General features: G+C 48.4%; 24 protein-coding genes and 2 tRNA genes. 7 read left to right on the forward strand and 19 right to left on the reverse strand.

Translation table 11 applies throughout. The annotated features are described in order from the left end of the window. The first annotated feature begins 11 nt into the window (after positions 1-11). Complete coding sequence (gene pgsA, locus H6F88_RS22155) at positions 12-536, forward strand: CDP-diacylglycerol--glycerol-3-phosphate 3-phosphatidyltransferase (protein ID WP_190644903.1); 525 nt, start codon at positions 12-14, stop codon at positions 534-536. Between the two features lie 79 nt (positions 537-615). Here pgsA and H6F88_RS22160 read toward each other — a convergent pair whose 3' ends face one another. From H6F88_RS22160 to H6F88_RS22180, 5 genes are read right to left on the reverse strand one after another with little or no spacing between them, the layout of a single operon-like run. After that, a complete protein-coding gene (locus H6F88_RS22160) occupies positions 616-765 on the reverse strand; it encodes a hypothetical protein (protein ID WP_190644904.1) in 150 nt (49 codons plus the stop codon). Between the two features lie 37 nt (positions 766-802). After that, positions 803-1,735: an NAD-dependent epimerase/dehydratase family protein gene (locus H6F88_RS22165; RefSeq protein WP_190644905.1), complete on the reverse strand. Its 933-nt coding sequence runs from the start codon at positions 1,733-1,735 to the stop codon at positions 803-805. A gap of 39 nt (positions 1,736-1,774) precedes the next feature. Beyond that, on the reverse strand, positions 1,775-2,452 hold the full coding sequence (gene surE, locus H6F88_RS22170) for a 5'/3'-nucleotidase SurE (RefSeq protein ID WP_190644906.1): 678 nt from the start codon (positions 2,450-2,452) through the stop codon (positions 1,775-1,777). 4 nt (positions 2,453-2,456) lie between these two features. Then, positions 2,457-3,206, reverse strand: a complete 750-nt coding sequence (locus H6F88_RS22175; RefSeq protein ID WP_190644907.1) for a hypothetical protein — start codon at positions 3,204-3,206, stop codon at positions 2,457-2,459. A 26-nt stretch (positions 3,207-3,232) separates the two neighbouring features. After that, positions 3,233-3,811, reverse strand: a complete 579-nt coding sequence (locus H6F88_RS22180) for an SRPBCC family protein (protein WP_190644908.1) — start codon at positions 3,809-3,811, stop codon at positions 3,233-3,235. Positions 3,812-4,104: 293 nt separating this feature from the next. Between H6F88_RS22180 and H6F88_RS22185 the strand changes: the two genes are divergently transcribed. Continuing rightward, positions 4,105-4,296, forward strand: a complete 192-nt coding sequence (locus tag H6F88_RS22185; RefSeq protein ID WP_190644909.1) for a hypothetical protein — start codon at positions 4,105-4,107, stop codon at positions 4,294-4,296. 42 nt (positions 4,297-4,338) lie between these two features. Beyond that, positions 4,339-4,521: a hypothetical protein gene (locus tag H6F88_RS22190; protein WP_190644910.1), complete on the forward strand. Its 183-nt coding sequence runs from the start codon at positions 4,339-4,341 to the stop codon at positions 4,519-4,521. A gap of 21 nt (positions 4,522-4,542) precedes the next feature. Here the strand turns inward: H6F88_RS22190 and H6F88_RS22195 are convergent, their stop codons facing one another. The 6 genes from H6F88_RS22195 to murA form a co-directional block, all read right to left on the reverse strand. Continuing rightward, positions 4,543-5,517, reverse strand: a complete 975-nt coding sequence (locus tag H6F88_RS22195) for a YihY/virulence factor BrkB family protein (protein WP_190644911.1) — start codon at positions 5,515-5,517, stop codon at positions 4,543-4,545. A gap of 180 nt (positions 5,518-5,697) precedes the next feature. After that, on the reverse strand, positions 5,698-7,857 hold the full coding sequence (locus H6F88_RS22200; protein ID WP_206756461.1) for a GAF domain-containing protein: 2,160 nt from the start codon (positions 7,855-7,857) through the stop codon (positions 5,698-5,700). A gap of 279 nt (positions 7,858-8,136) precedes the next feature. Next, positions 8,137-8,379, reverse strand: a complete 243-nt coding sequence (locus H6F88_RS22205; protein WP_190644913.1) for a hypothetical protein — start codon at positions 8,377-8,379, stop codon at positions 8,137-8,139. A gap of 97 nt (positions 8,380-8,476) precedes the next feature. Beyond that, a tRNA-Leu gene (locus tag H6F88_RS22210) sits at positions 8,477-8,558 on the reverse strand. Then, positions 8,537-9,412, reverse strand: coding sequence for a M48 family metallopeptidase (locus H6F88_RS22215; RefSeq protein WP_190644914.1), 876 nt, complete (start codon positions 9,410-9,412; stop codon positions 8,537-8,539). Before H6F88_RS22215 ends, H6F88_RS22210 begins: the two co-directional genes overlap by 22 nt. A 124-nt stretch (positions 9,413-9,536) precedes the next feature. Next, entirely contained in the window at positions 9,537-10,943 is a 1,407-nt protein-coding gene (murA, locus tag H6F88_RS22220; RefSeq protein ID WP_190644957.1) for a UDP-N-acetylglucosamine 1-carboxyvinyltransferase, read from the reverse strand. Between the two features lie 198 nt (positions 10,944-11,141). Between murA and H6F88_RS22225 the strand changes: the two genes are divergently transcribed. Further along, positions 11,142-11,225: transfer RNA gene (locus H6F88_RS22225), tRNA-Leu, on the forward strand. A 163-nt stretch (positions 11,226-11,388) separates the two neighbouring features. Continuing rightward, a complete protein-coding gene (locus tag H6F88_RS22230; RefSeq protein ID WP_190644915.1) occupies positions 11,389-12,186 on the forward strand; it encodes an RNA methyltransferase in 798 nt (265 codons plus the stop codon). A gap of 29 nt (positions 12,187-12,215) precedes the next feature. On the opposite strand, the gene H6F88_RS22235 is transcribed toward H6F88_RS22230, so the two are convergent. From H6F88_RS22235 to H6F88_RS22260, 6 genes are all read right to left on the reverse strand, one after another. Continuing rightward, positions 12,216-12,476 carry a hypothetical protein gene (locus tag H6F88_RS22235; protein WP_190644916.1) on the reverse strand — a complete coding sequence of 87 codons (261 nt, stop codon included), beginning with the start codon at positions 12,474-12,476 and terminating at the stop codon, positions 12,216-12,218. A 226-nt stretch (positions 12,477-12,702) separates the two neighbouring features. Then, the gene (locus H6F88_RS22240) at positions 12,703-13,635 is read right to left on the reverse strand and encodes a helix-turn-helix domain-containing protein (protein WP_190644917.1); all 933 of its coding nucleotides are present in this window, start codon (positions 13,633-13,635) and stop codon (positions 12,703-12,705) included. A gap of 129 nt (positions 13,636-13,764) precedes the next feature. After that, positions 13,765-14,541, reverse strand: a complete 777-nt coding sequence (locus H6F88_RS22245; RefSeq protein ID WP_190644918.1) for a hypothetical protein — start codon at positions 14,539-14,541, stop codon at positions 13,765-13,767. Between the two features lie 315 nt (positions 14,542-14,856). Beyond that, entirely contained in the window at positions 14,857-15,879 is a 1,023-nt protein-coding gene (locus H6F88_RS22250; RefSeq protein ID WP_190644958.1) for a spore photoproduct lyase family protein, read from the reverse strand. 66 nt (positions 15,880-15,945) lie between these two features. Next, positions 15,946-16,302 (reverse strand): hypothetical protein, encoded by a 357-nt coding sequence (locus tag H6F88_RS22255; protein WP_190644919.1) that lies wholly within the window; start codon positions 16,300-16,302, stop codon positions 15,946-15,948. Positions 16,303-16,465: 163 nt separating this feature from the next. Then, positions 16,466-16,813 carry a resolvase gene (locus tag H6F88_RS22260; protein ID WP_190644920.1) on the reverse strand — a complete coding sequence of 116 codons (348 nt, stop codon included), beginning with the start codon at positions 16,811-16,813 and terminating at the stop codon, positions 16,466-16,468. 1,051 nt (positions 16,814-17,864) lie between these two features. On the opposite strand from H6F88_RS22260, the gene H6F88_RS22265 reads away from it, so the two are divergent. Next, positions 17,865-18,434, forward strand: coding sequence for a type 1 glutamine amidotransferase domain-containing protein (locus H6F88_RS22265; protein ID WP_190644921.1), 570 nt, complete (start codon positions 17,865-17,867; stop codon positions 18,432-18,434). Between the two features lie 412 nt (positions 18,435-18,846). Next, positions 18,847-20,022 carry a bifunctional sterol desaturase/short chain dehydrogenase gene (locus tag H6F88_RS22270; RefSeq protein ID WP_190644922.1) on the forward strand — a complete coding sequence of 392 codons (1,176 nt, stop codon included), beginning with the start codon at positions 18,847-18,849 and terminating at the stop codon, positions 20,020-20,022. Positions 20,023-20,214: 192 nt separating this feature from the next. Here the strand turns inward: H6F88_RS22270 and H6F88_RS22275 are convergent, their stop codons facing one another. Together H6F88_RS22275 and H6F88_RS32925 are read right to left on the reverse strand one after the other, a co-directional pair. After that, positions 20,215-23,406 (reverse strand): PAS domain-containing sensor histidine kinase, encoded by a 3,192-nt coding sequence (locus tag H6F88_RS22275; RefSeq protein WP_190644923.1) that lies wholly within the window; start codon positions 23,404-23,406, stop codon positions 20,215-20,217. Between the two features lie 96 nt (positions 23,407-23,502). Further along, positions 23,503-24,984 carry a diguanylate cyclase gene (locus H6F88_RS32925; RefSeq protein ID WP_206756462.1) on the reverse strand — a complete coding sequence of 494 codons (1,482 nt, stop codon included), beginning with the start codon at positions 24,982-24,984 and terminating at the stop codon, positions 23,503-23,505. Positions 24,985-25,206 lie beyond the last annotated feature (222 nt).

The following is a 25,206-nucleotide window of genomic DNA, read 5'->3' on the forward strand; positions in this document are numbered from 1 at the left end:
ACTGAACTGACATGAATTTACCAACCTGGATCACCTTCTCTCGTCTGCTAGGGGTGCCGCTGTTGCTGTACTTGCTATATCAGCCAACGGAACAAACTTGCTGGATCAGCGTGGTGATCTTCCTGATTGCCGCCGGTACAGATTGGCTGGATGGCTATTTGGCGCGGCGACTCAACCAGGTGACTGATCTGGGCAAGTTTCTTGATCCGCTGGTTGATAAGCTGCTGGTGTTGGCTCCGCTGTTAGCGCTGATTGAGTTAGGTCAGGTGCCTGCCTGGGGCGTATTTCTGATTTTGGCGAGGGAATTGACGGTCGCCGGATGGCGGGTCAGCCAAACCACCATTTCTGGCGCAAATATCTGGGGCAAGCTGAAGACGGTGAGCCAGATTGTGGCGATCGCCCTTCTCATCGCTCCATTACCTGCCGCTTGGATACCGCTTTCGCTAGTCGCCTTTTGGATCTCAGTACTGCTTACCTGGATCTCTGGTGCCATTTACCTGATGCCCAAAACCGCTTCATCTCCAAGTCCCCAGTAAGGGGCATAGCATTCAGTTCTCCCCACGTCCCTGTAGGGGTGCGGTGCGCCCCTCCCACTGCAACATCTTCCAGCCGTTTCTAGATGGGTAAAGCCATAGCGTAGGGGGGCAGTTCGCGAACTGCCCCTACTGTTACAGCAAGCTCAAGGTGTTGGGTTCCGCTCTGCTCCACCCAACCTACGGTTCTACAGGTTGTGTAGGTTGGGTGAAGCGCAGCGGAACCCAACATTTAAAGCCTGCTATCAGCATTCAATATTAATAACCAATCAGGACTGCAAAATCTCATCATCAGTCGAAAAATCGATCGCACTCTGATCACGACCACTGGTCATGTAATCGTTTTGAAAAGAATCCTTTAACCCACCGACCAGGTCAAACTGCGGCTGCCAGCCCAACTCCTGCTTCGCCTTGTGAATGTCTGTAAAAAAGTGCTGAACCCGCATCGGAAAAGCTTTGCGCTTGCCAAAGTCAAACTGCTTGGGGTCGTAATGCACGATTTTTGTGGACTCTGGCGATTTCCCTGCTGCTGCTGCACAAGCACGGGCAAGCCCATCAAAGGTGACAGCGCGATCGCCCGATATGTTATAAATCTGCCCGCTCGCCTGCGAGTTACCTAAAACTGCCGCCATTGCTGCTGCCAAGTCCTGGACATGACCAAACTGGGTTAGATGCATTCCGTTTCCGGGAATAGGAACGGGGCGATCGCGCACAATTCGATCAAAAAACCAGGCTTCTAAATCGTTATAGTTTTGCGGCCCGTAAATATAGACCGGACGAATCGACGTAAACGGAATGCCTGCTTCTGCCAGATAAGTTTCTGTCTCAAACTTCCCTTTATGGCGGCTCTTCGGATCAACGAGATCGCCTTCTACGTGGGGCATCTGGTCAGACTTGAGGTACACCCCCGCCGAACTGACGTAGACAAAGTGCTGCACCCGGTCTTTGAAGATTTCGGCAAGGGGCTGCGTATCGCTCAATTCGCGGCCGTTGTTGTCAAACACCGCATCAAATTGCTCGGAGGAAAGCTTGTCTTTGAGTTGGGCAGCGTCGGTGCGATCGCCCTGAATTTGCTGCACTCCCTCTACTGGAGCAGGCTTGTTGCCGCGATTAAACAGCACCACCTCATGACCCTGCTCTATCAGAATTCGCGTCAGGTAAACGCCAATAAACCGCGTTCCACCCATGATCAAAATCCGCATTCTGTATCGCCCCTTGACCTACGCTAAGGATTATAGAGGCTACAGCCGCAGTTGGGTGATCGCAATCTTGCCCGAAAAGCACACGTCCACATCAGCACCCGGATCGCGGGCGCGTTTGGGGTATTCGCCTACGTAGCGTAAATATTCTCCTTCAACCTGGTAGGCGGCTGGTAAAGGCTGGGTGCAGAGTGGACAAACAACAATCTCTGGATCAGGCGATCCGGGCTCCAGGTGAGGTAGGTTGACGTTCCAAAAAGCTCCGGGTTCAACAGGTTGTTGCATCAGTTTGTCTAACACCTGTGCCGTCCAACGGGCTGCAAGCTGCCAGTCGATCGCCATACCGCGTCGAATAAAGTGGGAAACTGCAATTCCGGGTATCCGATGTAAAACGGCTTCTCGCACTGCCGCTACGGTGCCAGATAGATATACATCTGCTCCTAAATTGCCGCCCGCATTAATCCCAGAGAGGACAAACTCGGGTTTGAAATTAAGGTGATGCAGCGCAATGCGAGTGCAGTCAGCTGGAGTACCCGCGATCGCAAACTCCTGATCAGAACGGCGTTGGATGTGAATGAGGCGATCGCTCGTCACCTGATGGCTACAGCCTGAATGAGGCTGCTGAGGTGCGACAACGATGCCCCGTCCCCCAACAGCCTGCCAGAGCGCTCGAATTCCGGGGGCGTCAATGCCGTCATCGTTAGTCAGAATTAGGGTCACAGTGTTAATTGACCAACTGGAGCATTTCGTCTGCCATACCCGATTCCTGGACGCAAATTGCGTAAAGCTGAATGGAGGTTAATCCGGGTGTTTGTTGTCGCGCCTGGTCAACTGACATGCCAGGTGCCGTGCAGAAATTATCAACAACCTGAGCGTACTGTTCTGCCGTACCCAGCAGTCCCTCAAGGTTTGCTGGACTCTGTAGGCTATTTCGCAACTTTCCGACTACTTCGTTTGCCAAAAGTGCTGTAGAGTCTTCCGCGTCAGCAGGCAAAAGCTGACTTTGGACGATGACAGACTGAATTGCATTGTAGAAAGTTGCTGTACCTTGGGGGTTTGAGAAAACCGTCACCAACATCTCTGGCGTAACTCTGGGATCAGCTTCCACCACCGTTCTAAAGCCAACTAGCCCACTTGCCGCCAAGATATCTGAAATGGTGTCCAGGTAGCTCGTATAGGAGACTTCTGGCTGGCTTGAGCCGTCTCCACAAATAACTGCACCATTGCTCCCTGCCCCTGCTGCCAGGTCAACTTTTCCCTGGTCGGCACAGGCTGAGATAGTGTTCTGGATGTCTATGGAAAACATTTCTAGCAAGCGCTGGCTAGCTGGAGAGTTTTGCAGCGTGCTGAGATTGTTAGGAGGGCTAAGTTGGGCGATCGCAGGCAGTGCACTAAACCCCAGCCAAGCTAGGGAACTTAGTCCTAAACAGCTACCAGCAGAACCTAACCGCTGCACAAACTTTTGCGTTGACATGATTCAGGAAGTGAAGTGAGGAGTAACTAGCGGCCGCAAATCACTTGCCGCATTTTTCGCATATTAGCAGGCAAATCAAGCCGCATTGCTTCCTGAATAAACACAGAAGGCACCGGAATCGTTGGAGTTGCTTGCACAGAATAGGTTAATAATGTGCCCGCCTGGTGATCCTGAAGCTTTAGATCAGCCGCAAAGTCTGTAAAGCTGCCTCTTTCCATCCGAAACTGGATCTGCTGACGGGCGCTAGTGTGAACGGTTTCAATCACTTTCAGATAAATCTCAACCTGAGCTGAAAGCATGAAAAATGTCTTTTTAGCGACTTGGTAGAGCCGTTTGCATCCCTGCAAGCTTTCCCCGTGAGATAACACCTCACTGCATACCAGATCAGGGAAGTATTGCACCCAGCTAGGGTAGTCCGTTACCTGCTGCCAGACCTGCGATCGCTCTAGAGGCAGGTACATCCAGGCGGTGACTGCTCCCCCCCAGGCAGAGTGCGATCGCGTCTCTAGCAAAATTTCTCCGTTTAAGAGCGCTTTCTCTCTGGCGACATCAAAGCTTTGACCTGACTCGGAGTCAGCATAGCCCAACACAGCAAATCCGGTCATCTCAGTTCAGCAACTCCTGGTGAAACAATTAAGTGGTTCAAACTAAGGGGCTCAAACTCAATAATTCAAGTAGTTGGTTTTCGATTTTGCAGGAACTCCATCCACTACCATAACCACGTCCACTGAGGAAATCACCAAACTAATTTCAACCAATTATAAAGATATTCGTGAATTTGTTAAATTTTCTTTGCGAATATGCTGTTTCGCCTACAGCTTAATTCGGTTAGAACGGGCTGACCCTTGCCATGTCACAATGGGGGTTGCAATTTCTAAAGGTGTGAGGAGAAGAGTTTGTGGGTAGAACCCCCAATCTTGCCATTACGATTGTTCTATACGTTTTTGGTTTTCTGCTGGTAGCAGTAGCGATCATCCTATTGCTACAGGCTTACGGTGTAGCGATTCCTAGACCCGCAGTCGGGGCAATCGTGCTGTTGTCCATCGGGGTTGGAATTCTGACGGGCATTCAAAGCCGCAGGTGGACGTAACTCGGTGTGTATAAGCTGTAGGTCGCTGTCTGAGGAAGAAAGATGAGCAGATCGGTCAGGACAGAAACCGCGATTTTTCTATCATTTGTGGGGATTACACTGGTAGTTTGGGTGCTGAGAGGCATTGGGATTTTGACGTTTTTGCCAGGTTTGGTGATCTGGCTCTTAATTTTCCTGTCGATTGGAGCCGGGGTTTTTGACTTCATCCAGCGCATAAAACGCTGAGAGCTGTGGCTCTATCGGATTTTACTTACGCCCAATGCGAAACCCTCGCACCAATTTTAGACGGCGTGATTGGGGCTGAGCTGTGTCAGGTTTAACGATCGCTACATCCTCAGTTTCATCATGGTGATGCCGAACTAGCTTCGCCCGTCTTTGCATCGATTCGCCAACGGTTACATTCAACTGATCTCCAATCAACATCACTAGAGAACTCATGTAGAGCCACAAGAGCAGCACAATTACGGCTCCAACAGCTCCATAAGCTTTGTTGTAGTTGCCAAACTGAGCAACATAAAAACGAAATAAGTTGGACAGGATAGCCCAGGATATCGCTGCCAGGACTGCACCTGGGAGAATGGGTTTTCCTGGAACCCACTGACTTGGGCCAAAGCGATAAACAAAGGCAAAGGCAATCGACACAATGCCGAGTGCTAGAGGAAAGGTCAACAGTCGCCACAACGTTTCTAGAAGGCTGACATCCGCTAGCCGACGAACAACCAGGTCGCCTACAAAAATGAGGGTCGAGGCAAGCATCAGCAGCAAAATCGTCCCGATCGTCAAGCCAATGGAAATCAGCTTTTTCTTCCAAAAGGGGCGAACTTTTTCTGGAGGAATTCGATGAATCTGGTCAAGCGCGGTCATGGCTGCACTCAGCGCTCCAGAAGATGCCCAGAGTGCGATCGCAAAGCTCAAGGAAAACAGCCCACCGTTGCTGCTCTCACTCAATTCTTTAGCGACCCCCTGAATTAGCCCCAGTGCCTCTAAAGGCGCTAGTTCACTCACCTCATCTGCCAAACGCTGAAAAGCAGTCTGCAAGCGTTGAAACAAGCCAATTGCAGTAAGTACAGCCAAAATTGCGGGAAACAGGGCCAGCATCGCGTTATACGCCATCTCAGAAGCTAGACCCGGTAGACGCTGCTTGCCTACGCAATCAATCGTTTTCCTGATGGTTGCTAGATTAAGGTGCTGAAAAAATCGAATAAAACGAGCAGATATCATAGGTAAATGGCAGCAATACCTTCTGAATCACTCTGCCAGATTTAGAGCGCGATCGCCACTCAACAAAAAATAGCCCAGATGAGACTTCTCATTTTAACGCGGGGCTGTTCGTTACCTACAAGGACATTTCGCGAAACGCCTCTACCGGATTCGTAACTTCAAATTAGCAATGCCTAACGTCTAAATCTCCGTCTGGATCTGAGTGGGTAGCCGCACCGTGAAAGATGTCCAGCCATCTGTGCTTTCCGCCTTGATTGTTCCGCCAGACTGTTCTACCAGCTTTTGTACGAGCGCCAGCCCTAATCCCGTCCCGCCCCGTTTCCAGGGATCAGCATTGGGAACCCGGTAAAATTTCTCAAAAATATGGGGCAGTTCAGAATGAGGAATATTTGCCCGATTGCGAAGGGTAAAGACCGTTATTGAATTTAAGTTCAAGCCGAGGTTTGATTCCTGAGACACCTTGAGATAAATCTCACCCGCAGGAACAGTATATTTGCAGGCATTGTTCAACAGTTCTGCGAGGATTCGTCGCAAGACAACTGGGTCTGCCACCATCGGCAGCAGATTAGAAGGGTAGGAAACATCTAGGATTTGATCGTGAACTGTAGTTCGAGCATGGAAGGGTTCTGTGATCCCCGGTAGCCAATCTTGTAGACGAATGACCTCGAAGGTGATGGGGTAGCAAGCATCTTCTAGCCGCTGCAAATCGAGCAGGTCGTTGATCAGTTCCGCTTCACGGGTCGATTCTGCGTCCAAAATTTCTAGATACCGCTGCCGCTTCTCTTCCGTTGTGGCAGTTCTGAGCATGTGAATTGCCATCTTGACGTTGGAGATGGGAGTCCGCAATTCATGGGAAACGGTGCTGAGGAATTCGTCCTTGAGGCGATTGAGTCTTTCTAACTCACGCACCTGAACCTGAGCTGCTTGATACAGTCGAGCTTGACGAATGGCGATCGCACACTGGTTCGCAACCTGCCTGACCAGGCGAATTTCAAACTCGCTGAACACATAATCTTTGTGGTTGATTAACCACAGGTCGCCTAAAACGACTTGCTCAACACCCTGAGAAGACTCTGAATCAACGAAAATTGGGCAGGCCAGCATTGCAACCTGTCCCCGGACCGGGTTGGGCGATAGGGAGCAAAATTGAAAGTAATAGCCCTGCCGTAGCTGGCTGTAAATCTCTGGGAAATGGTTCATCTGAGCAACTCTTCCCTGATACGCAGGAATCGAGTCAATGTATTCGTAGTGAATGGTGGACGTGCCCTGGTCGAGGTCGTACAGCGCTGCGTTACAGCCGCTCAAGCCCAGCACCAGGGTCAGCTCACGTACAGCAGTTTCTAGAATCTGACTTTCGTCAAGCGAATCTCGCACTTTATCAGTAATTCGCTTCAGCATTGATTCAAATGCCACTGCTCTCTGTACTTCAATCGTGCGCCGCTGCACTTCTTTTTCTAAGTCGGCGTTGAGTCGCTGAATCTGTTGATAAAGCTCTGACTGGTGGAGAGCGGTTGCTAGATGGTCTGCTAGCTGTTGGAGTGCATCAATTTCTGACATTTGCCAGTTACGGGGGCTACGGCACTGATGCACCGATAGAAATGCCAGAACCTGCTCGTCTTGAATAATTGGAATGGACAGGAGCGCTTGAATTTGGTAGTGATGGAGCAGTTCCAGACTTCTCGGTGAAAGACTAGCCTGCTCAATGTTGTGAATGGTGTATGCGCCTTTTTGTTGGTAGACATCAAGACGCTCTGTTACCCACTCTTTTTCTACTGCAAAACCTAAAACGGAGATCCAACCTGATTCAAGTGCTTCGGTTACATTGACCCAGTCACCATTTGGTCTGGCGCGAGAAATCAGCACTCGATCTGCTTGAAAAAATGACTTGGTAGCAGTTGCCGTAGCGTCTAGAATTTCTTGAGGGTTGAGCGATTGACGAATGCGGCGAGCGATCGCCCCCAGCCACTTTCCCTGTTCTACCTGCTGTTGAAGCTGTGTTTCGGTTTGTTTGCGATCGCTAATGTCTTGAATTAGCCACCGTAACCCCGCTACTTGACCTGTCAAGTCAAAAACTGCGTTGATGCTGAGAATTGTATGAAGCGAATTTCCCTGAGGCGTAACGAAGCAAATTTCTGCTGACTGCCCTGCTGAGTCTTGCTGTGACTGAGCTAACATCAACAAAAATTGCTCTAAACTTTCAGCAGCTACAAAAGCAGCTAGAGACTTGCCTAGCAGTTGACCGTTAGCAACTCCAAATAGATGTGCGGCTACTTGATTTGCCTCCTGCACAAGCCCTGCTCGGTCAGTGATTAAGTAACCTGCTGGGGCTTGATCAAACAATTCTTGGCATGAATGAATTTGAGCTATTTTCGGCTGCTGATTCAAGTTTTCTATGTTCACATTCTCGCCTCTTGCCGTTGCAATAGCGGTTGTTGGGGCTAACACGACTGGACTTAGAGAGGCATTCTTCGGCGATTTTAGCTTTGGTCTCAACTCTATGAGTGGGACTGCTCTATTTCTTGAGTCCAGTTGCCCAAAATCGGCGACTAAAAGATGTCTCTCCTAGCATTATTCCCGCGATCGCTTAAACATCTCCTATGTACGGAATGTTTTAGATTTTTATGACTTAATCGAATCTTGCAAGAGTCTATCCGAATCTGAAGGGTTGGGGAAAGCAAAAGAGGGGAAAGAACTTGCGCTCTCTCCCCTCTTAGTTTCTGGCTGATCTGCTTGCCGCTTTAACTTTTGCCGCAGACCCTTTAGCTGCTTCAGTTTTTGTCGCTGTCGGGCACTGCCCCCTTTGCCTTTGTCGTTTCTACCTTCCCGGCGGGGAGATTCCCACCGCTTGAGCTGTTGAGACATTGATTTTCTCCTATCACCTATCAGGTTATTGGCTGACCGTTGTTCCCCAGATAAGTTTTTTAAGAAACCTATTCTGGAGAAACTTGATTCAAATTAATGGGCAGAGCGAGACTCGAACTCGCATGACCGAAGCCGCCACATTTTGAGTGTGGTGCGTCTACCAATTTCGCCATCCGCCCTCTGGTTTAGCTTCACCATTATAGCCGATTGTGCGGTTTTGGAGTAGTGATTGGTAAGTTTGGCTGCCTGCCCAGCGATCAATTTCTCTTGCTCGCAATACTGGAACGGGGTGAGTCAGTTGAGCAGTTTGAGCTTGCTTCAGCAATTCGCCTAGTTCACTGTCGCTGATGTCATCGTAGGAACGAGCCTGTGCCAGAAATGCATCCAGGTTTAGCTGAGAGGACAAGGTGGGTGAGCCACCGGTCAACTTCATCAGTACGGATGCGACGATACGGGGATCTTGGGCAACGAGCAAGGCAGCGCGATCGCAGGTAAATTCAGCGCAGCGAACCCACTCCAAAATCTGTGCCTGAAGGTTTTGAGCGATCACTCCTCCTAACGGGATCAGGTTTCCTGCTGCCAACACGACTAAGTTGGCTAGGGTCAGGTAAACTCCATGATCGCACTTGAGATGACCCAGTTCGTGAGCGATCACTGCCTGAATTTCTTCAGGAGTGAGTAGCTCAATCAGTGAGGTGTGAACCACGATAAAGGGTTGCTTGCCTCGCACCGCAAACGTGTAGGCGTTGGGTACTGGATGTTGACGGATGTAGAGTTGCGGAGTCTCCAAATCTAGAACCTGGCAGGCTTCGACCAGCAGCTTGTGCAAATCGGGCAACTGCTGCTCACTGACTAAAATGCTGGACGCAATATTCTCTAAATAGAAAAATTGTTCAGCGATTGGCCCAAGTAGATTGCGAATGAGCAAATCCAAGCCAGGAAGCTGTTTTAGCGCTTGGGTTGCTTTCAAATCTAAAGGGTGACGAAATTGGTCAGATTTAAGACCAACCAGAAAAGTTTTGGAGAAGGACATGGCGAACTGGAGGGAAACTTTGTAAAGCAGGTTACACCCGGCTTCGAGTTTAGTATAGCGAGAAGTTTAGCTTGTCGGGGGAGCGATCGCCGGGGCTAAGAGGCGATCGCATCAGTTGGACTGATTAAGCTGTGACACCTGTTTCTGATGAGTCAGTTGAGACGGGTTGAATTATCTCTGATGGGTCTGCTGGAACTCGTTGCAGTTTAGCTCCTAGTTTTTGCAGCTTGACCTCCAGATTGTCGTACCCCCGATCAAGGTGCTGTAGCCCTTGAATTGTGGTCATTCCCTCTGCTGCCAGGGCTGCTAGCACTAGGGCAGCAGAAGCCCGCAGATCGGTTGCTACGACTGGAGCGCCCGACAATAGAGGGACGCCCCGGACAATGGCATGAGTTCCTTTGACGCGGATATCTGCGCCCATACGGTTTAGCTCTGCCACGTGGCGCAGACGATTCTCAAACACGGTTTCTGTAATGACGCTATCGCCTTCGCTGAGGGTCAGCAGCGCCATAAACTGTGCCTGCATGTCTGTTGGGAAACCAGGATAGGGCAAGGTTTCGATGTCTGTAGCGAAGTGAGTTTGAGCGGGAATGATCCGCAGGCGATTAGGAGCGTCAGCTACCACTTCTGCACCGATCGCCTGAAGTTTGGCAATGACTGCCGCGAGGTGGTCTGGCACAACAGGAGCGAGGGTAATTTCAGAATGGGTAATTGCTCCAGCAACCAAAAAAGTCCCCGCTTCAATCCGGTCAGGAATGACGGAGTAGTCGGTGGAGTGCAAACTCGGTACACCTGAAATCAGGATGGTGTTGGTTCCTGCTCCGCGAATTTTTGCCCCCATTGCTCGACAGAAATTTGCCAGATCAACAACCTCTGGCTCCTGAGCAGCATTCTCAATCACCGTTTCTCCATCGGCTAGAGTCGCTGCCATCATCAACGTTTCGGTCGCACCTACGCTGGGGTAGTCTAGATATATTTTGGCTCCTTTGAGCCGCTTGTTTGCTCCTGTGGTGTAGGCATGAACCGTGCCATGCTCAATTTGCACGTCAGCTCCCATTTGCTGTAGCCCTCTAACGTGCAGGTCTACAGGTCTAGCACCAATCGCACATCCTCCCGGTAGTGGGACTCTGGCAACTCCTAACCGCGCTAGCAGTGGGCCAATCACAAAAAAGCTAGCTCGGAGTTGGCTAACCAACTCGTAAGGGGCTTTAGATTGTCCAATGTGCCGTGCATCGATTTCTAGAGCGTCACCATGCCGTTCTAACTTCACGCCCAAAGACGACAAAATCTCGCCCATCCGCTGTACATCCACCAGAGACGGGACGTTGCGAATACGGCAATCTTGAGGGCAAAGCAATGAGCCTGCCATAACGACTAAGGCTGAATTTTTGGCTCCGCTGATTTTTACTTGTCCCTGCAAAGGCGCTTTGCCCCAGATTTTGAGTACGGAGTCGCCTTCCTCGGGCAGAGAGCGAGGGCTTGATGAACTACTTGATGAACTAAAAGAAGGAGTAATGGGTCTGTCCTCCAGAATCGGTTGGTTATCTGTGACTTCAAATTTGGTTCTGATTCTACCGGAAAGTGTTGAGATGTCGAGAATTCTGACTTACAGCAATTTTGCTGAACTGAAGCTAGAATTCCCTACGGGCTAGAATTAATTTAGGGATTTGCTTGACTGTTGCTCAAGATTAGGGGATGATAGCGAATCGCAGCCCTAAAAAGCGCTAGTGCGGAACTGGCGGAATTGGTAGACGCGCTAGATTCAGGTTCTAGTGTCTGCAAAGACTTCCGGGTTCAAGTCCCGGGTTCCGCATTTTTGAATGCGAAATTAAGTCCCGATTTAGCTTGAGCTAGATCGGGGCTTAATGATTTTATGAAACAAGCTAAGTTCTGTAATTCGTCAAAACTACTTATACGTTTGTCGTCCTTTGTAACAAAATTTCAATCTATTCTTCGACAAAATTTTGCTTGTTGCGATGCTGACTAGTTTGCAAAATCCGCTGGTCAAACAGATGCGAAAGCTGCATCGCGCGAAGGAACGGCGGGAACAAGGATTATTTTTGCTGGAAGGGACACATTTGCTAGAGGAAGCTTGTGCAGTGAACTGTCCTTTGGCAGTAGTGTGCTGTACTCCTGACTGGCAAGACCGTCATGCTCAGCTCTGGGAGCGGGCGAGTCGGCAGGCGAGTCGGATAGAGCTGGTGAGTGCTGAGGTGTTGGGGGCGATCGCCACCACGGTTCAACCTGATGGCGTAGTTGCTGCGGCAGAACGGCGATCGCATGATCATGCTCTTGATTCGAGGATCAGTTTGGCTGTCGCGTTAGAAACGCTGCAAGATCCGGGCAATTTGGGTACGGTGATTCGTACGGCAGCGGCGGCTGGTGCTGACGGTTTGTGGGTGAGTGCAGATAGTGTTGATTTGGACCACCCTAAAGTGCTGCGAGCATCGGCTGGACAATGGTTTCGGTTGCCGATGGCAACTAGTAGAAATCTGCGGGCAGAGATCTTGCAGCTTCAGACCCAGGGAGTGCAGGTGGTGGCAACGTTGCCTACGGCTGAGTTGACCTATTGGCAAGCAGACTTTAAGCCACCGACGCTACTTTTGCTGGGAAACGAAGGTGCTGGGCTATCAGAAGAACTGACAGCAATATCTGATGTACAGGTCAAAATTCCTCTAGCAGTGGGTGTAGAGTCTCTGAATGTGGCGATCGCAGCTGCTTTGATTTTATATGAGGCACAGCGGCAGAGGGAGGGCTTAGGGGCTGGGAGCTAGGGAGTGAGGAGGAAGTTTTGCTTTATTCCCTACTCCTTTGACTCAGGAGGCTCGTTTGGAAGCTGAGTTTTTGCTTGAATGAATTGCTCAATGTCGGCAGCGGCATCTGCCAGCGCATCCAGGTCAAAGGCGGAATTAGCGCTATCGGCTTGCTGTTTGGCGTTTTCGGGTGGAGAAGTTGTGAGATCAGTGACCTCATTGGGCAATTGCAGAGTGGTTTCTAGCTGGGCGATCGCCTGCTCAAATGCTTTAGCGGCAGCGCGACGGAGTTCTTGTGAACCTTGATCCATGGTGCTAGCTCCTCATTCCAAAACGAGATCATTGAACGCACTTCGTATAAGAACAGAATGCACCGCTCATTAAGCAGATCTATCAGGGATGGATAGGCTGATTTTTGAGCGGATTCTAACATCCGTTTCGGAATCGTGTAACTGGGGTTCAACAGTTAGAGAGTGCTGTTTGCCACTTAGCATCCGTTACTCTGGCTTTTGAAATCGAGCCTACACAGGTGGAAAACTACTCGGCTTCGGGGAAAGTGACTGTTGCAACGGCTCCTCTAGTTCCCAAGGGTTGGGGGGATGCTCCATTGAGACTGGCTAAAACGGCTCCAGCATTTCCGGCTCTAATGACTACCTGTTCTTTGGCACTCCAAGTTTGCTGTTCTCCTTGGGGCAGGATTCCTTCATACTGAATCTCGCCATCAACGGTAACTCGTAGCCAGGATGCTTCAGTTAGGTTAATACTGACTTCGATGTCGTCAGTGGGGACGGCTGAGGGCTGAGGTGAGGCAACAGGGCTTGCTTCGGTCTGAGGAACAGTAGGAGTGGAAGAACTAGATACATTGGATTCAGCCGTTTCTTGCGAAGATTCGCTTGACTGAGGCTTGATCTGGCTGATTAGGAAGATGCCTCCACCAATGATGAGAATTCCGGCAATTCCATAGAGTGCATAGAGCGGATTGAAGCGAGTTGACGTTCTAGAAGACCCTGAGTGAGTCAATTCTGGCTCAACATCTGAGCTGGTTGTATTTGGGCTAAGTGTTGGTGTGTAAACGGCTTTTGCCGCAGGAAATTCCCGCTCAGGGAGGACTGGTTGAGATTTTACGGGTTGTGGTTGTAGCGGTTGTGGTTGTATTGGTTGTGGAGAAGCAACTTTGGGTTGCTCAATTTTAGCGGATGTAGCAGTGGTGCTATCCAGTGAAAACCGTTTGGATAAAGCCATTCCATCCAGTCCTACAAGGTCTCCATAGCGACGAATAAAGCCCTGAATAAAGACAGGTTCAGGTAGGACTGCTGCTTGACCGACTTCTATGGCTTGTAGCAGGCGCAGGGGGATAAAAGTTTTGGCTGCAACTTCTTCAAGGGATTTAGACTGCTGCTCTCGCGTTTGGTGCAGCTGCACGCCAATTTCTTTGAGTTGCTCTAGCTGAATGGGATTTAACTTGCTCACCGACTACTCCTTACTCCTCGGACGTTGATGCTTACTCAAGGGAGTTAAGCTACTCCATCTACTAGTACCAGAAATAATTCGGATGGTGCTGGTCTCATAAAAATTTGTCAGCTTTTTTAATCAGCTTTTTTAAACGGTGAGCAGCAGTACTGCGTAGATCCCTGCTCCCAGAGCAAACGATCCAAAATGGCTTTCGCGATCTTCGGGTAGTTCCTCCTTAAGGACGTTGAGGATAATTCCTCCTGCTAAAAAGGCAAAGAGGAGGGCGATCGCTGCTTCGTGAATGTGAGTGCCATAGCCAATTGCTACTCCTACAAGGACTGCAGCTGCCAGTATCCAGCGTCCTGTTTTGTCGTAAATGTGTTTATGGTTGTCGCGCAACCCGTAATCGTTGACGATGAAGTGAAACCCTAGGGCGATCGCAAACAAGAGTAGGCTCCAAAGTCCCGGTTCTTCACGATGGAACAACAAGTAGCCGATTAGGGCGTTATAGAGTGCAAAGGAGCCAATGTGTAGCCAGAATATGCCAATTTCGGGAATATCGCCTTTGCCGGAGTCCTGGTTGCGCTGTCGTGATACGGTAACAGCCCGCTCTAGTCCGTAAAAGACTGAGATGCCCAGGAGAGCCATCAGGTAGATGTGATGTTCTAAAAATAATAGAGACTGGTTTACCGAGGTTTCGTCTAAGGTTTCACGGATAGTTTCTTGAGCTTCGCTCAGGTCAGGCAGGATGTGAACAAATACATAAGCTACAGAAACTCCGCTACTGAAGGAGAGCCAGCGGCTACGTGGAATGGTGTTGAAGGATCGGATGTTACGCGCAAATAAATGCACCAGGGAGAGGGCGATCGCCAAAACCCCGGTCAAAAGAGCCAAACCAGAGCCAAATTGCAGTTCTGAATTCATAAGCGCTCAACTGCTGACCGAATTCCTCCAGCCCAAAAGAAGTTGCTAAAGGCAATCCCTGTTAGCACAACGTTTGACAGCATGAGGATAAGGCTGTCATGCAGGTTTTGAATTTTGTCAAAGCCTTTAGGGCAGACAATTCTAACTGCATAAGTCTCCCGTCGATTATGACGTAGATGATAAGTAAAAATAAGTAGCTTTTTCTCTACCTTTAGTGAGTACAATTGCCGAGGATTATAATTTGCTCGCTCTGCCTACTCTAAACGTGAGCCGAAAAAAAGAGGGTTGGGAGGCGAACCCCCAACCCTTGATGATCTATGTCCAGTAAAGGATTCGAGCTTTGGGAAAACGTTGAGCAATCTCACGCTCAAAGAACTGCCGTAGCTCTTTCATGATGTCAGTGTCATAAACATACTTGGTCCCACCAAACTTGTTGCGCTTAACGCTACGGGTTGTTTCGTCCATGTCCAGCTTGGTCTGTGGATACCAGGTGGTCAACACTTCTTTGGATTTGGGTGTAAAACGATGAGAAATGAGTTCAAAAGTCAGATCACAGTCAAAATCTAGAGCTTCGCTAATGGAGTCTAGAAGCTGAGTATAATGCTCAACCCAATCCTCCATGACCATGATTGGGGCAATCACCAGACCAATGGGATAACCTCCTCCAGATTGCGATCGCGGCAGTGCCAATTTGCGTAATGCCTGGAGCCGGGCTGCAACGGATGCAGTGCCTCCTTCAAACCGACCGGAGATGGGTGTGGCATTGACACTGGCACGACAGCGAGTGTGCCCATTGTGTGGTAAATCTAACAGTCCATCTACTGCGTCAAATTTGGACACCCAACGAAGATGCATTCCCTCTTGCCGACCAAAGTGACGAATGCACTCGGCGAGGCTACCTGTCAAATGCTCAATACCCAGCGGGTCGGTGTAACAACTCACTTCAAAGGAAGTTATCTGTCCAGGCTGCTTATAGTGAGTCAGGTTGTCTAAAATCTGCGGTAGGTTGGCAAAGGCGCGAATCACAGGAGGTCCAGACAGACTACCAGCCAGATAACAGTACTGACAGTGAGCCGGACAGCCCTCTGCTAAGTGAAATTGCCAGTCGGCAGAGGGAGGAATCGGGCTAAGTTTGAGGGCACTGGGTGGGGCGGTGACGACGGCAAGAGTACGTTTAGAAATGTCATAGGTGTCGCGATCGCTCTCTCCTCTCAGCCCTGTCAGACGATTGCGAGGCAACTCATCAACAGGCAAGTTGAGGGACTGTACTCGTGAAAGAATTTGCTGTCCCCAAGGCTCTTCCAAAGCAGCTGGGGTAAACATGACCCGCTCGGGCATCCAGAGCCGGGCAGACCGTACAGGCTGAGTTGGGATAAGAGTGGTTGTGTCAGTATTCTGCAAAATCTAATCCTCTAGTACTTCACGAATGCGTCGCTCTAGACGCTCCAAGTCAAGTCCACCTTCGTCACGAGCAATCCGACGAACCGTAGCATTGACGTTACTCAAGTCATTCACCAAATCTCTCAGAATCTCCTGCTGCTGCCGAGACTGAGTCACTTCACGCGGCTCTTGCACCAGGTCACGCACAATGGAATCTTCTGCACGTGATGCAATCAACGGGTCAGACTGCCCCTGAAGCTGAATAAAGGTTCTACGACCGGGTCCGCGGTCTTCCTCAATTGGTATTACGGCAGTCACTTGATCTGAACGCACATACTTACCAAATCCTAAATGAACCAATACAGATGACTGAATTTTCATGTAATGTTGTGCTTCTTCCTGCTTACCTCTATTCCTATTATCGCTTCTACAACAGAAGCTTGGATTGCTTAAGCAGAGCGGCTTTTACCTTGTTTTGGTAGGGGTTTCCTCTGGCAAATTAGGGAGCTATTTTGACTTGCGTTTGAACTCACGTTTTAACGATTTAGGAGGGGTTTTTGAGCAGTTCATGGATGCTCTGAAGCTCTGCCAAAATTGCTCGCAGCAATTCATGAGTAACCGTCTCAGCAGGTTGTTGAATTTCGATGGTGACTTGCTTAATTCCTAATACATCTTTTGCAAATCGGGCTACCTCATTGGGATGAAACAGCAGTGGGTCATCTTTGTCGAGTCGCAGTTCAGGATTTAGCTTCTGAGGGTCATAGGGCAGGTTAGAGTTCTCTGGATCGGTGTTGGCGTAGCGATATACCGAAGCGCGAGAGCGGTTCAAAGCTTTTTGCACGGCTTCGACTGACATCAATCCCTGAGGGTTGCTTGAAGTTTCAACATCCATGACTTCTTTCCATCTTGAGACTCACTAGTATCAATACTAGTCTTATTTCTAGAACGATTAGTCTTAATTCTTGCAAAAGCTGATTTATATTGAGACTTGCTTGTCTCAATTTGAGTCCATAGATGATACTGCTGAGTCTCTATTGAGATAGAGTTTTTGTCTCGGATATAGACTCAATTATATCGGTATGAGTCTATATCTGAGTTTGCTTAGTCTAGAATTGAGAAAAGGTTTTAAGGTCTGATTTGTTTTCCCTACTTAGAGGCGTAGCATTCAAGCAAGAATCGCGAGTTCATTTCAAGGACACCTCTGAAATTCATTCTTTTGAAGAAAATGCCCCTTGAAATTTAGGTTTTGTTTTAAGTAAGAATTTGTACAAAGCGATCGCCTGCTTCGATGATCCTCTTTGTCACCACACTTCCTTAAGCTTTGTCTTAGAATGAGACTTGCTTGTATTGTTGTTGGTCTAAATTTGATACTACTTAGTCTCACTGCAATCTTGAGATTTTGAATTTGTCGAGTTGATGAAGCCATATCTACTTCTAGATACAGGTAGCTAGCCCCCAATAGCTTTACAGAGATGCAATGGAGTGTGACCTCTACAAGTTCTACAAGATGCTTGCTTGACATGTATTACTTTTCAACTAGCTTTGCCGCTCTAGCACAGCCTTTTTAGTCTCACAATAAGACTTAAGCTCGTTTCTATGAGTCCAGTCTTGATACAGCTGAGTCTAAATTAGAGTGTGAATTCTGAGATTGTTGACTAGAGTAATAATTCTGTTTAAGTCATTTCAGAGCTTGTACAAACGCGGTTGATCCTGTTTCGGCTGAAGCCGATTATGTGCCAAGTATCTTTCTGAGCAGAATTTACTTATGTCTCTAAAGGAAGAATGAGACATTCAATAAGGTCACCCTGAAAACAGAGGATCAGCGAGAAGAATTGCAATAGGTTGGTGTTTGTGCGCTGTGTGAAACAGTCTCAACAGAAAATTTATGTATTTTTTCTGGGCTGGAAATTCACGGTGGATGAGACGGAATAGAGGAATTGAAGATGACACAGCAGCTCAATCAGAAAAAAGTTGCCATTCTAGTTACGGATGGTTTTGAGCAGGTGGAAATGACTGAGCCTAAGCAGGCTCTTGAGCAAGCAGGGGCTCAGTCCCATATCATTTCACCCAAAAGTGGCACTGTTCAAGGTTGGAATCACTTTGACAAAGGTGACAATTTTCCGGTTAACCTGATCCTAGATGATGCAAATCCTGGTGATTATGATGCTCTTTTGTTGCCGGGCGGCGTAGCGAACCCCGACCAATTACGCACTAATGAAAAAGCAGTGAAATTCATTAAGTCGTTTTTTGAAGCGGGCAAGCCCGTTGCCGCAATTTGTCATGGGCCATGGACGTTGATTGAGGCAGATGTTGTGAAGGGGCGCACGGTAACTTCCTGGCCCTCTCTTAAAACTGACTTAAAGAATGCAGGTGCAAACTGGGTCGATCAGGAGGTCGTAGTTGATCAGGGATTGGTAACGAGTCGGAATCCTAGCGACATTCCTGCCTTTATAGACAAGATGGTCGAGGAGTTTGCAAAAGGACAACATCAGGAACAGCGGCGTTCTGCTTAAGAATTAGCTGAACTAAAGTCTAGAGATCTAATATTATTCAGGCGAGAAGCATAGTTCTGCTGTGTTTCTCGCCTGAATTTTTGCTGAGTAACAAGCTGTTGTGAATCACGGTCATACGAGTCTTAAAGCTTTTTGCTAAGAGAAGTACTGGCGAGATTTTAAGTAGAAAGGGCTGAGTAGCCAGTTAGCGTCTTACTTCGAGGTTAAAGCGTCTCAAATTAAGTCTTGCCGTAAAATTAGTTGGTCTTAACATAAGACGCTCAATTTGAATGCAGGAGTAAATGGCCGTGCGGATGAAAAACCAAGGTATGGATGTTAAATTACTTTGCGGGTAAGTTGTTCTGGTTCTGCTAGTTTCAATTTGCTAATTAGTTTTAGGTGTTGAAGGAACGGCAATTTCAAAAGACTAAAAATGGATTTTAATTTGCTTATAAGTCAATTTCTGCTTGGGTGTTTCTCGATCGTTTTAGCAGAATTAATTCGAGATTTTTATCATTTGGCAGGGCATTACTGGCAGCCTATTCAAGCTTTTCATACGTTGCACCACAAGGCTTATCGTCGAGATTTAACGATGGTCAGTCTTGAGGCTTATTGCAAGGCGCAGCTTTATAATGATGTGCCAGAAGCGATCGCCATGACCCTTATTACGGGCGCGATCGCAGGTCTTGCTCAAAGTTATGGATTTGCAATTGGCTGCGTTTATTCGTTGGGTTTTTTAGTCTCAGCTTTAGCTCGTTCTCAAGGCTTACTGCTGCAAACTGATTTAACCCATAAGCCAGGAGATTTGGTTGAAATTCCGACTCGATGGACGGTGAATCGAACCTATCACTGGCGACACCATTTTGATCAGGGAAATTCCTATTATTCTGGTCACTTTACTGTTTTCGATAAGCTGTTAGGAACCAGCTTGTCGCTGAAGGGGAAGGTGGTTGCGGTAACGGGTGCTTCTGGCTCTATGGGACGGGCGCTGATTCAACAGTTGGCTCAGCAAGGGGCAAGAGTGGTTGCATTGACGACTTCGGATGGAGCGGAGTTTGACACTCCAATTGAGGTGATTAAGTGGCATCCGGGACAGGAGAATGAGTTGGGCGATCGCCTCAAAACGGTTGACATTCTGATCATCAACCACGGTATTAATGTGCATGGCGATCGCACCCCTGAAGCAATTCAAAAGTCGTTTGAGATCAATACTTTCTCTGCCTGGGCGTTGGCGGAGCTATTTTTGAGTACGGTACAGAAGTCAGAGCATAAGGCAATCAAGGAGCTTTGGATTAACACGTCTGAAGCGGAGGTTAGTCCGGCGCTCAGCCCTCTGTATGAATTGTCAAAGCGCACCCTTGGAGATTTGATTACTTTGCGGCGACTGGATGCCCCTTGCATCATTCGCAAACTGATCCTGGGACCATTCAAGAGCAATTTGAATCCGGTTGGGGTGATGAGTCCAACTTGGGTCGCTTGGGCGATCGTGGCGCTTGCCAAGCGCGACTTGAGAAACATCATCGTCACGGTTAACCCAATCACTTATGTGGCGTTTCCGGTGAAGGAGTTATTGCAGTCTGTTTATTTTCGGTTGTTTTCCAGGCAATAGGGATCAAGCATCCACTTCTTGGATTATCAACCTCAAGGTTTATGAGGACAGAAATTCATCGTATCTTGTGCAAAGGCGATCGCAAAAAGAGCGGTTGAATTTAGTCCAAATTTAGTCCAGCTTATTTTTGAATTCTCTAAAAGCTCTGCCAATCAAAATTCTTGTTGATCTGAGTAGTTGCGGGATACGCAACTACTCAGGAGTGGATAGCTGACTAATCTGCTCAAACTCATAATTATGAGCAAGGCGGCTCAGACGTTTTGCCAAGAAGGTGTGGACCGCTGGAATTCGTTGAATGAGCTGGTTGATTTCTTCCTCGTCACAAAGTTGGGATGCACCGCACAGTGCTGCGATCCAGTCAGTTGGCATGACCCTTAAGCTCTCGCGGGTTAGGGACTGGCGATCGCCCTCCTCACCAGTCTCAAGTGCTAGAGGTGGCAGCGCCTCATGAATAAACTGCACTCCCAAATGCTCGGTCATTTTGTCGCAAAGTACATTCTCCCGAAATGGTTTGGTGACAAAATCATCGCAGCCTGATGCGAGTGCCTGAGTGCGATCGCTCCTTGAAGCTTGAGCTGTCAGCGCAATAATTACAGGCTGCTCCTCTGAATCAGCGCGAATTGATTGGGCTGCCTCATAGCCATCCATCACAGGCATTCTGACATCCATCCAGATCAAGTGGGGCTGCCACTGTCGCCAGAGGGCGATCGCTTCTTGCCCATTGGCTGCTTGCTGCACATCAAACCCTAACTGCGTCATCAAACGAGTCAAAAGCAGGCGATTCTCAGACTGATCGTCCACTACTAAGATCCGATAGTTCGGCTGACCTGGAACCAGCCCAATCACCTGTTGAGGGGAGGAAGTACTTGTCACATCAGATGCTTGGGCAATCTGAACCGGAATGTGAACGTAGAAGATACTACCCTGTCCCAAGGTACTGTTAACTGAAATTTCGCCGCTCATCAACCTGATGAACCGACGACTAATCGTTAACCCCAACCCTGTTCCACCGGGAGTTACTTTTCCAGAATGACTTTGCATGAAAGCATCAAAAATGTGCTCGATTTCATTCGCGGCAATCCCCATACCCGTATCTTGCACTTCAAATGAAAGTAAGTGAGTTGTATTTGATTCGTTTTTAGCAGGGTTCGACTGCTTGACGCGCAGCGTTACACTTCCCTGTTCCGTAAACTTAATGGCATTGCTAAGCAGATTGAGTAAAATCTGACGCAGCTTGCCTGCATCAGCAATGAGATATTGCGGCACATCTGAAGCCAGTTCAATTTGAAATTGCAAGCCCTTGGACTCAGCTTTTTGTTGCAGCATTTCCCGCAAAAATTTCAGCAGAGCCCTTAGATCAAAGCTGCTTTCATCTAAGGTTGTGCGTTCTGCTTCCAGTTTAGACAGGTCAAGAATATCGCTAATTAAATTGAACAACTGTTCGCCGCTGCGATGAATGATTTGAATGGTTTCAAGTTGTTTGTCAGAAAGAGAGGCATCACGGCGCATCACTTGAGTGAATCCCAAGATTACGTTGAGCGGCGTTCGCAACTCGTGACTCATATTGGCTAGAAAAATGCTCTTTGACTGACTCGCAGCTTCAGCAGCTTCTTTGGCCTGTTGGGTTGCTAGCTCAGCAGCCTTGCGATCGCTAATATCCATGCTGATGCCCAGTAACCGAACCCGCCTATGAGGATCGGGCAGCGGAGTTAAAGTCGTCAGAAAACTGTGGACTTGATCCCCAAACGGCAACGACTCTTCATAGGCGATCGCTTCACCCCGCCACAAACACTGATAATAGTTCCTACGCATTCGGGCAGCCATTTTAGCATCCCACAATTCACCCACCCGTTTGCCGACAAAGCTATCAGCCGATCTGCCAGTCGTTTCAATTGCCCGATTCATGCTGACAACTTGAAATTCCCCATCCTCAAGCTGCTCAACCACCCAAATTGCTTCTGTCGCTGAATCGTAAATACTGCCTAAAAACTGTTCTCGCTCCTGCAAAGCCAGTTCTGCTCGTCTGCGTTCCGTTACATCGATCGCCACGCCACCCACTAACATTTCATTGAGTGATCCTGGAAAAGGAAACTGGTAAACCAAAAACTCGCCGGTCATTCCATCAAGCCGACAGATAGACTCGACCGTCTCGCTCGCCTGTCCCGTCTGAGCGACTTTGTGAATGCTTTCCAAAAATTCCTGCCCAAACCCAACCGCATCAAGAGTATCGGTTTGATCGGCGCTGGAACAGGTAGGCAAGCGAAACATTTGAGCATAACGCTGGCTGGTGTAGAGCAGTCGTCCTGACTCATCCGTAATCCAGGCTGCTGCTGGACTTTGATCCATAAAAGTCTGAAAGCGCTGCTCACTCTCTCGCAGTGCCCGTTCTGTGCGCTCTCGGTGAAACAATTCTCGTTGCAGTCGGTTATTTGCGACTTGCAGTTCAATGGTGCGTTCGGCGACATGCCGTTCTAGTTCTACCTTGTTCCTCTGCAATTCCTGAGTGCGCTCTGCCACCTGCTGTTCCAGGCTCACGTTTAAATTTTGCAGTGCCCGTTCTGCCCGTTGACGACCATAGTCTAGCCGGTTAAAGATATAGCCATTCCAGCCAATTAATGCCGAAAGAACAAACACATTCGTAGTACTAGACAGAGCAGATTCGGCTGTGGAACTGTAGAAGTTTAGCCGCAGTCCTACTTCACTCAACCCTTCTGAGAGAATCGGCACTGCGATCGCCAGCGGCGATAGACGGCGAATCATTTGGTTTCCGGCTTGCTTGCCTAGCAGCAGCAGCATAATTCCTCGATCAGGACGGCTACAGAGAATGCCGCTACTCAGGAGCAGGAAGGCGATCGCCGTATGCGGAGCCATTCCCACGTAAGAAGTTGTCGTATAAGAATAGACTCCACCATAAATATGTCCCAACAGCCCAACTAAACCGAGAAACCAGATTGCTAGCGACACCCCCTGTGAAACGAGATCAATCTGCCAAAGCTGCAACAACAAAGCCAATCCCAGCAGCAAAAGTGCGGTTGCAGAGTTGATTGCCATTCGCCCTGGAGCAACCGTACTTCCAAAGGGCTCTGGTTGCTGCATGAACAACTGATCAATTCCCAAATCTTTGCCAAAGCAATACTCAATCAGAGTGAGAGTAGCCAGCAGAGTGATTAAAAGTGAGAAATTAAGAATTAAAAATTGAATAGCCCATCTCCACAGTGCCGACCGAACACCATGTTGCTGATACCAAAGAAGATGCAGCGTTGCTCCGCCCAAAATAAATCCTAGAGCAATATTGACCTTCATGCTGGTCGAGTGGGAAAAGCAGGTCTTAAGCAATGGGATATCAAACATCCATCCCAAAATGACCAAAAACCCGATCGCCATCACTATAGATGCGACTTGTCTAGAGAAAGATTTCAGTCTCAATATCCAAGCTGAATTACTTTGATTAGACGGTTTCAGGATATACATCAGAAGCATCTAGTAGCAGTATGTGTTGCGTCCCTTTTCCTTAGCGGCATACAGTGCTTTGTCAGCCATAGTAATCAAAGATTCCAGTCCATCGTGATGTGAATGAGGAATGGCACTAGCAATGCCAATGCTCACCGTGACAAACTCACTTACTTGAGAAGACTTGTGCGGAATTTGTAAATCTGCCATAGCATTCTGAATGCACTGAGCAACATGGATAGCGCCTTTGGAATCAGTGTTCGGCAAAATTACAGCAAACTCTTCGCCGCCATAACGAGCAGCTAAATCCGCAGGGCGCTTAATACTTTGTCCGATCGCCTGCGCCACCCGTTTTAAGCAATCATCTCCATTCAAGTGACCGTAGTGATCGTTGTATCGCTTAAAAAAGTCAACATCACACAAAATTAACGATAGGGGCAATTGTTCCCGCCTGAGTCGCTGCCACTCCTGTTGAAGCACCTGATCAAAACATCGTCGATTAGCAATTTGGGTTAACCCATCACTATTAACGAGCCGCTTTAACTCTAAATTTGTGCGTCTCAGCGCTTCCTCAGCTTGTTTACGTTGCATAAACCCACCGAGCTGTAGGGCGATCGCACTCACCAAGTTAACTAAATTAATCTCAAACTCACTGTGGCTACGCTTAAAAAATAACAGAACCGCTAAAACCTGCTCTTCCAACACAATCGGCACCGCAAACGCAGACTTTAGACCAGCCAATTGAGCAACAGGCGAGCGCAAAAACATAGATGTGCTCTGAGAAATATCTGCAATCCACTCCGGTTGGCGAGCAGTCCAAATTGTTTTAAGCAAGCTGACATTCTGATCAAAAGACAGATCTCGGCTCATCTCATGAAATTGCTGAAGCCGAACATCCTCAGCATCATAATCAACTCGACTGAGGTGAAACGCTGTATCATCCAGGTCAGAAGTCCAAGCTTCACTGTAGTCCCAGGCGATCGCCCGTCTCACCTCACACAGCACCGCATCCAGCGCTGCCTCAAAATTAGTTGCCTCATCCACTGCCTGAATAATCGTGAGCAAAAGCTGAGTTTCTGACTGGGCTTGTTTACGCTCCTGAATCTCTCGCTGAAGCCGCTGAGTTTGCCACTGAAGCATCAACTGCTGGTGAACTCGCGCCAGCACCTCCTCTGCCTGGAACGGCTTTGTAATATAGTCAGATCCGCCAACTGCAAATGCCCTTACCTTATCGGCAGCACTATCCACTCCACTCAGAAAAACTACCGGAACTTCACGAGTTTCAGCAGAAGCTTTCAATGCCGTACAAACCTCATAACCATTCATTCCCGGCATCATAATGTCTAACAAAATTAGGTCAGGGGGGTGAATTTGTGCAGATTGCAGGGCGATCGCCCCATTCAACGCCTTCCTGACCTTATATCCCTGCTGATCTAAAATCGAAGACAGAACCCGTAGGTTATCTGGCTGGTCGTCAACAATCAGTAGATTTCCAATAGCATCTCCGACCACTCACTTACCCCCATCCTTGCAAATTAAGCTCCCAACCTTTTCAGACTTATAGATTTATCCCTGTGAGCAGAAGATTTAAACCGTAATTTCCCCGTTCTAAACCGAACCCCCTTAAGATTTCATTAAAAATTCTTTCGGCTCTATGGGTTTTTACTAGTAGGGTTTTGACATCATGTAAAGATCTAGCAATAATTAGCCTGATTCTTGGAAATTGCTATGACG

It is taken from the genome of Oculatella sp. FACHB-28, assembly GCF_014696015.1.
GTDB lineage: Bacteria > Cyanobacteriota > Cyanobacteriia > Elainellales > Elainellaceae > JAAUTN01.

Excerpts from the sequence above, each read along its gene's own strand:
- pgsA (WP_190644903.1), top strand. The coding sequence starts at position 12 with ATGAATTTACCAACCTGGATCACCTTCTCTCGTCTGCTAGGGGTGCCG.
- H6F88_RS22160 (WP_190644904.1), bottom strand. The coding sequence starts at position 765 with ATGTTGGGTTCCGCTGCGCTTCACCCAACCTACACAACCTGTAGAACC.
- H6F88_RS22165 (WP_190644905.1), bottom strand. The coding sequence starts at position 1,735 with ATGCGGATTTTGATCATGGGTGGAACGCGGTTTATTGGCGTTTACCTG.
- H6F88_RS22175 (WP_190644907.1), bottom strand. The coding sequence starts at position 3,206 with ATGTCAACGCAAAAGTTTGTGCAGCGGTTAGGTTCTGCTGGTAGCTGT.
- H6F88_RS22180 (WP_190644908.1), bottom strand. The coding sequence starts at position 3,811 with ATGACCGGATTTGCTGTGTTGGGCTATGCTGACTCCGAGTCAGGTCAA.
- H6F88_RS22190 (WP_190644910.1), top strand. The coding sequence starts at position 4,339 with ATGAGCAGATCGGTCAGGACAGAAACCGCGATTTTTCTATCATTTGTG.
- H6F88_RS22195 (WP_190644911.1), bottom strand. The coding sequence starts at position 5,517 with ATGATATCTGCTCGTTTTATTCGATTTTTTCAGCACCTTAATCTAGCA.
- H6F88_RS22205 (WP_190644913.1), bottom strand. The coding sequence starts at position 8,379 with ATGTCTCAACAGCTCAAGCGGTGGGAATCTCCCCGCCGGGAAGGTAGA.
- H6F88_RS22215 (WP_190644914.1), bottom strand. The coding sequence starts at position 9,412 with ATGTCCTTCTCCAAAACTTTTCTGGTTGGTCTTAAATCTGACCAATTT.
- H6F88_RS22230 (WP_190644915.1), top strand. The coding sequence starts at position 11,389 with ATGCTGACTAGTTTGCAAAATCCGCTGGTCAAACAGATGCGAAAGCTG.
- H6F88_RS22235 (WP_190644916.1), bottom strand. The coding sequence starts at position 12,476 with ATGGATCAAGGTTCACAAGAACTCCGTCGCGCTGCCGCTAAAGCATTT.
- H6F88_RS22245 (WP_190644918.1), bottom strand. The coding sequence starts at position 14,541 with ATGAATTCAGAACTGCAATTTGGCTCTGGTTTGGCTCTTTTGACCGGG.
- H6F88_RS22250 (WP_190644958.1), bottom strand. The coding sequence starts at position 15,879 with ATGCCCGAGCGGGTCATGTTTACCCCAGCTGCTTTGGAAGAGCCTTGG.
- H6F88_RS22255 (WP_190644919.1), bottom strand. The coding sequence starts at position 16,302 with ATGAAAATTCAGTCATCTGTATTGGTTCATTTAGGATTTGGTAAGTAT.
- H6F88_RS22260 (WP_190644920.1), bottom strand. The coding sequence starts at position 16,813 with ATGGATGTTGAAACTTCAAGCAACCCTCAGGGATTGATGTCAGTCGAA.
- H6F88_RS22265 (WP_190644921.1), top strand. The coding sequence starts at position 17,865 with ATGACACAGCAGCTCAATCAGAAAAAAGTTGCCATTCTAGTTACGGAT.
- H6F88_RS22270 (WP_190644922.1), top strand. The coding sequence starts at position 18,847 with ATGGATTTTAATTTGCTTATAAGTCAATTTCTGCTTGGGTGTTTCTCG.
- H6F88_RS22275 (WP_190644923.1), bottom strand. The coding sequence starts at position 23,406 with ATGGCGATCGGGTTTTTGGTCATTTTGGGATGGATGTTTGATATCCCA.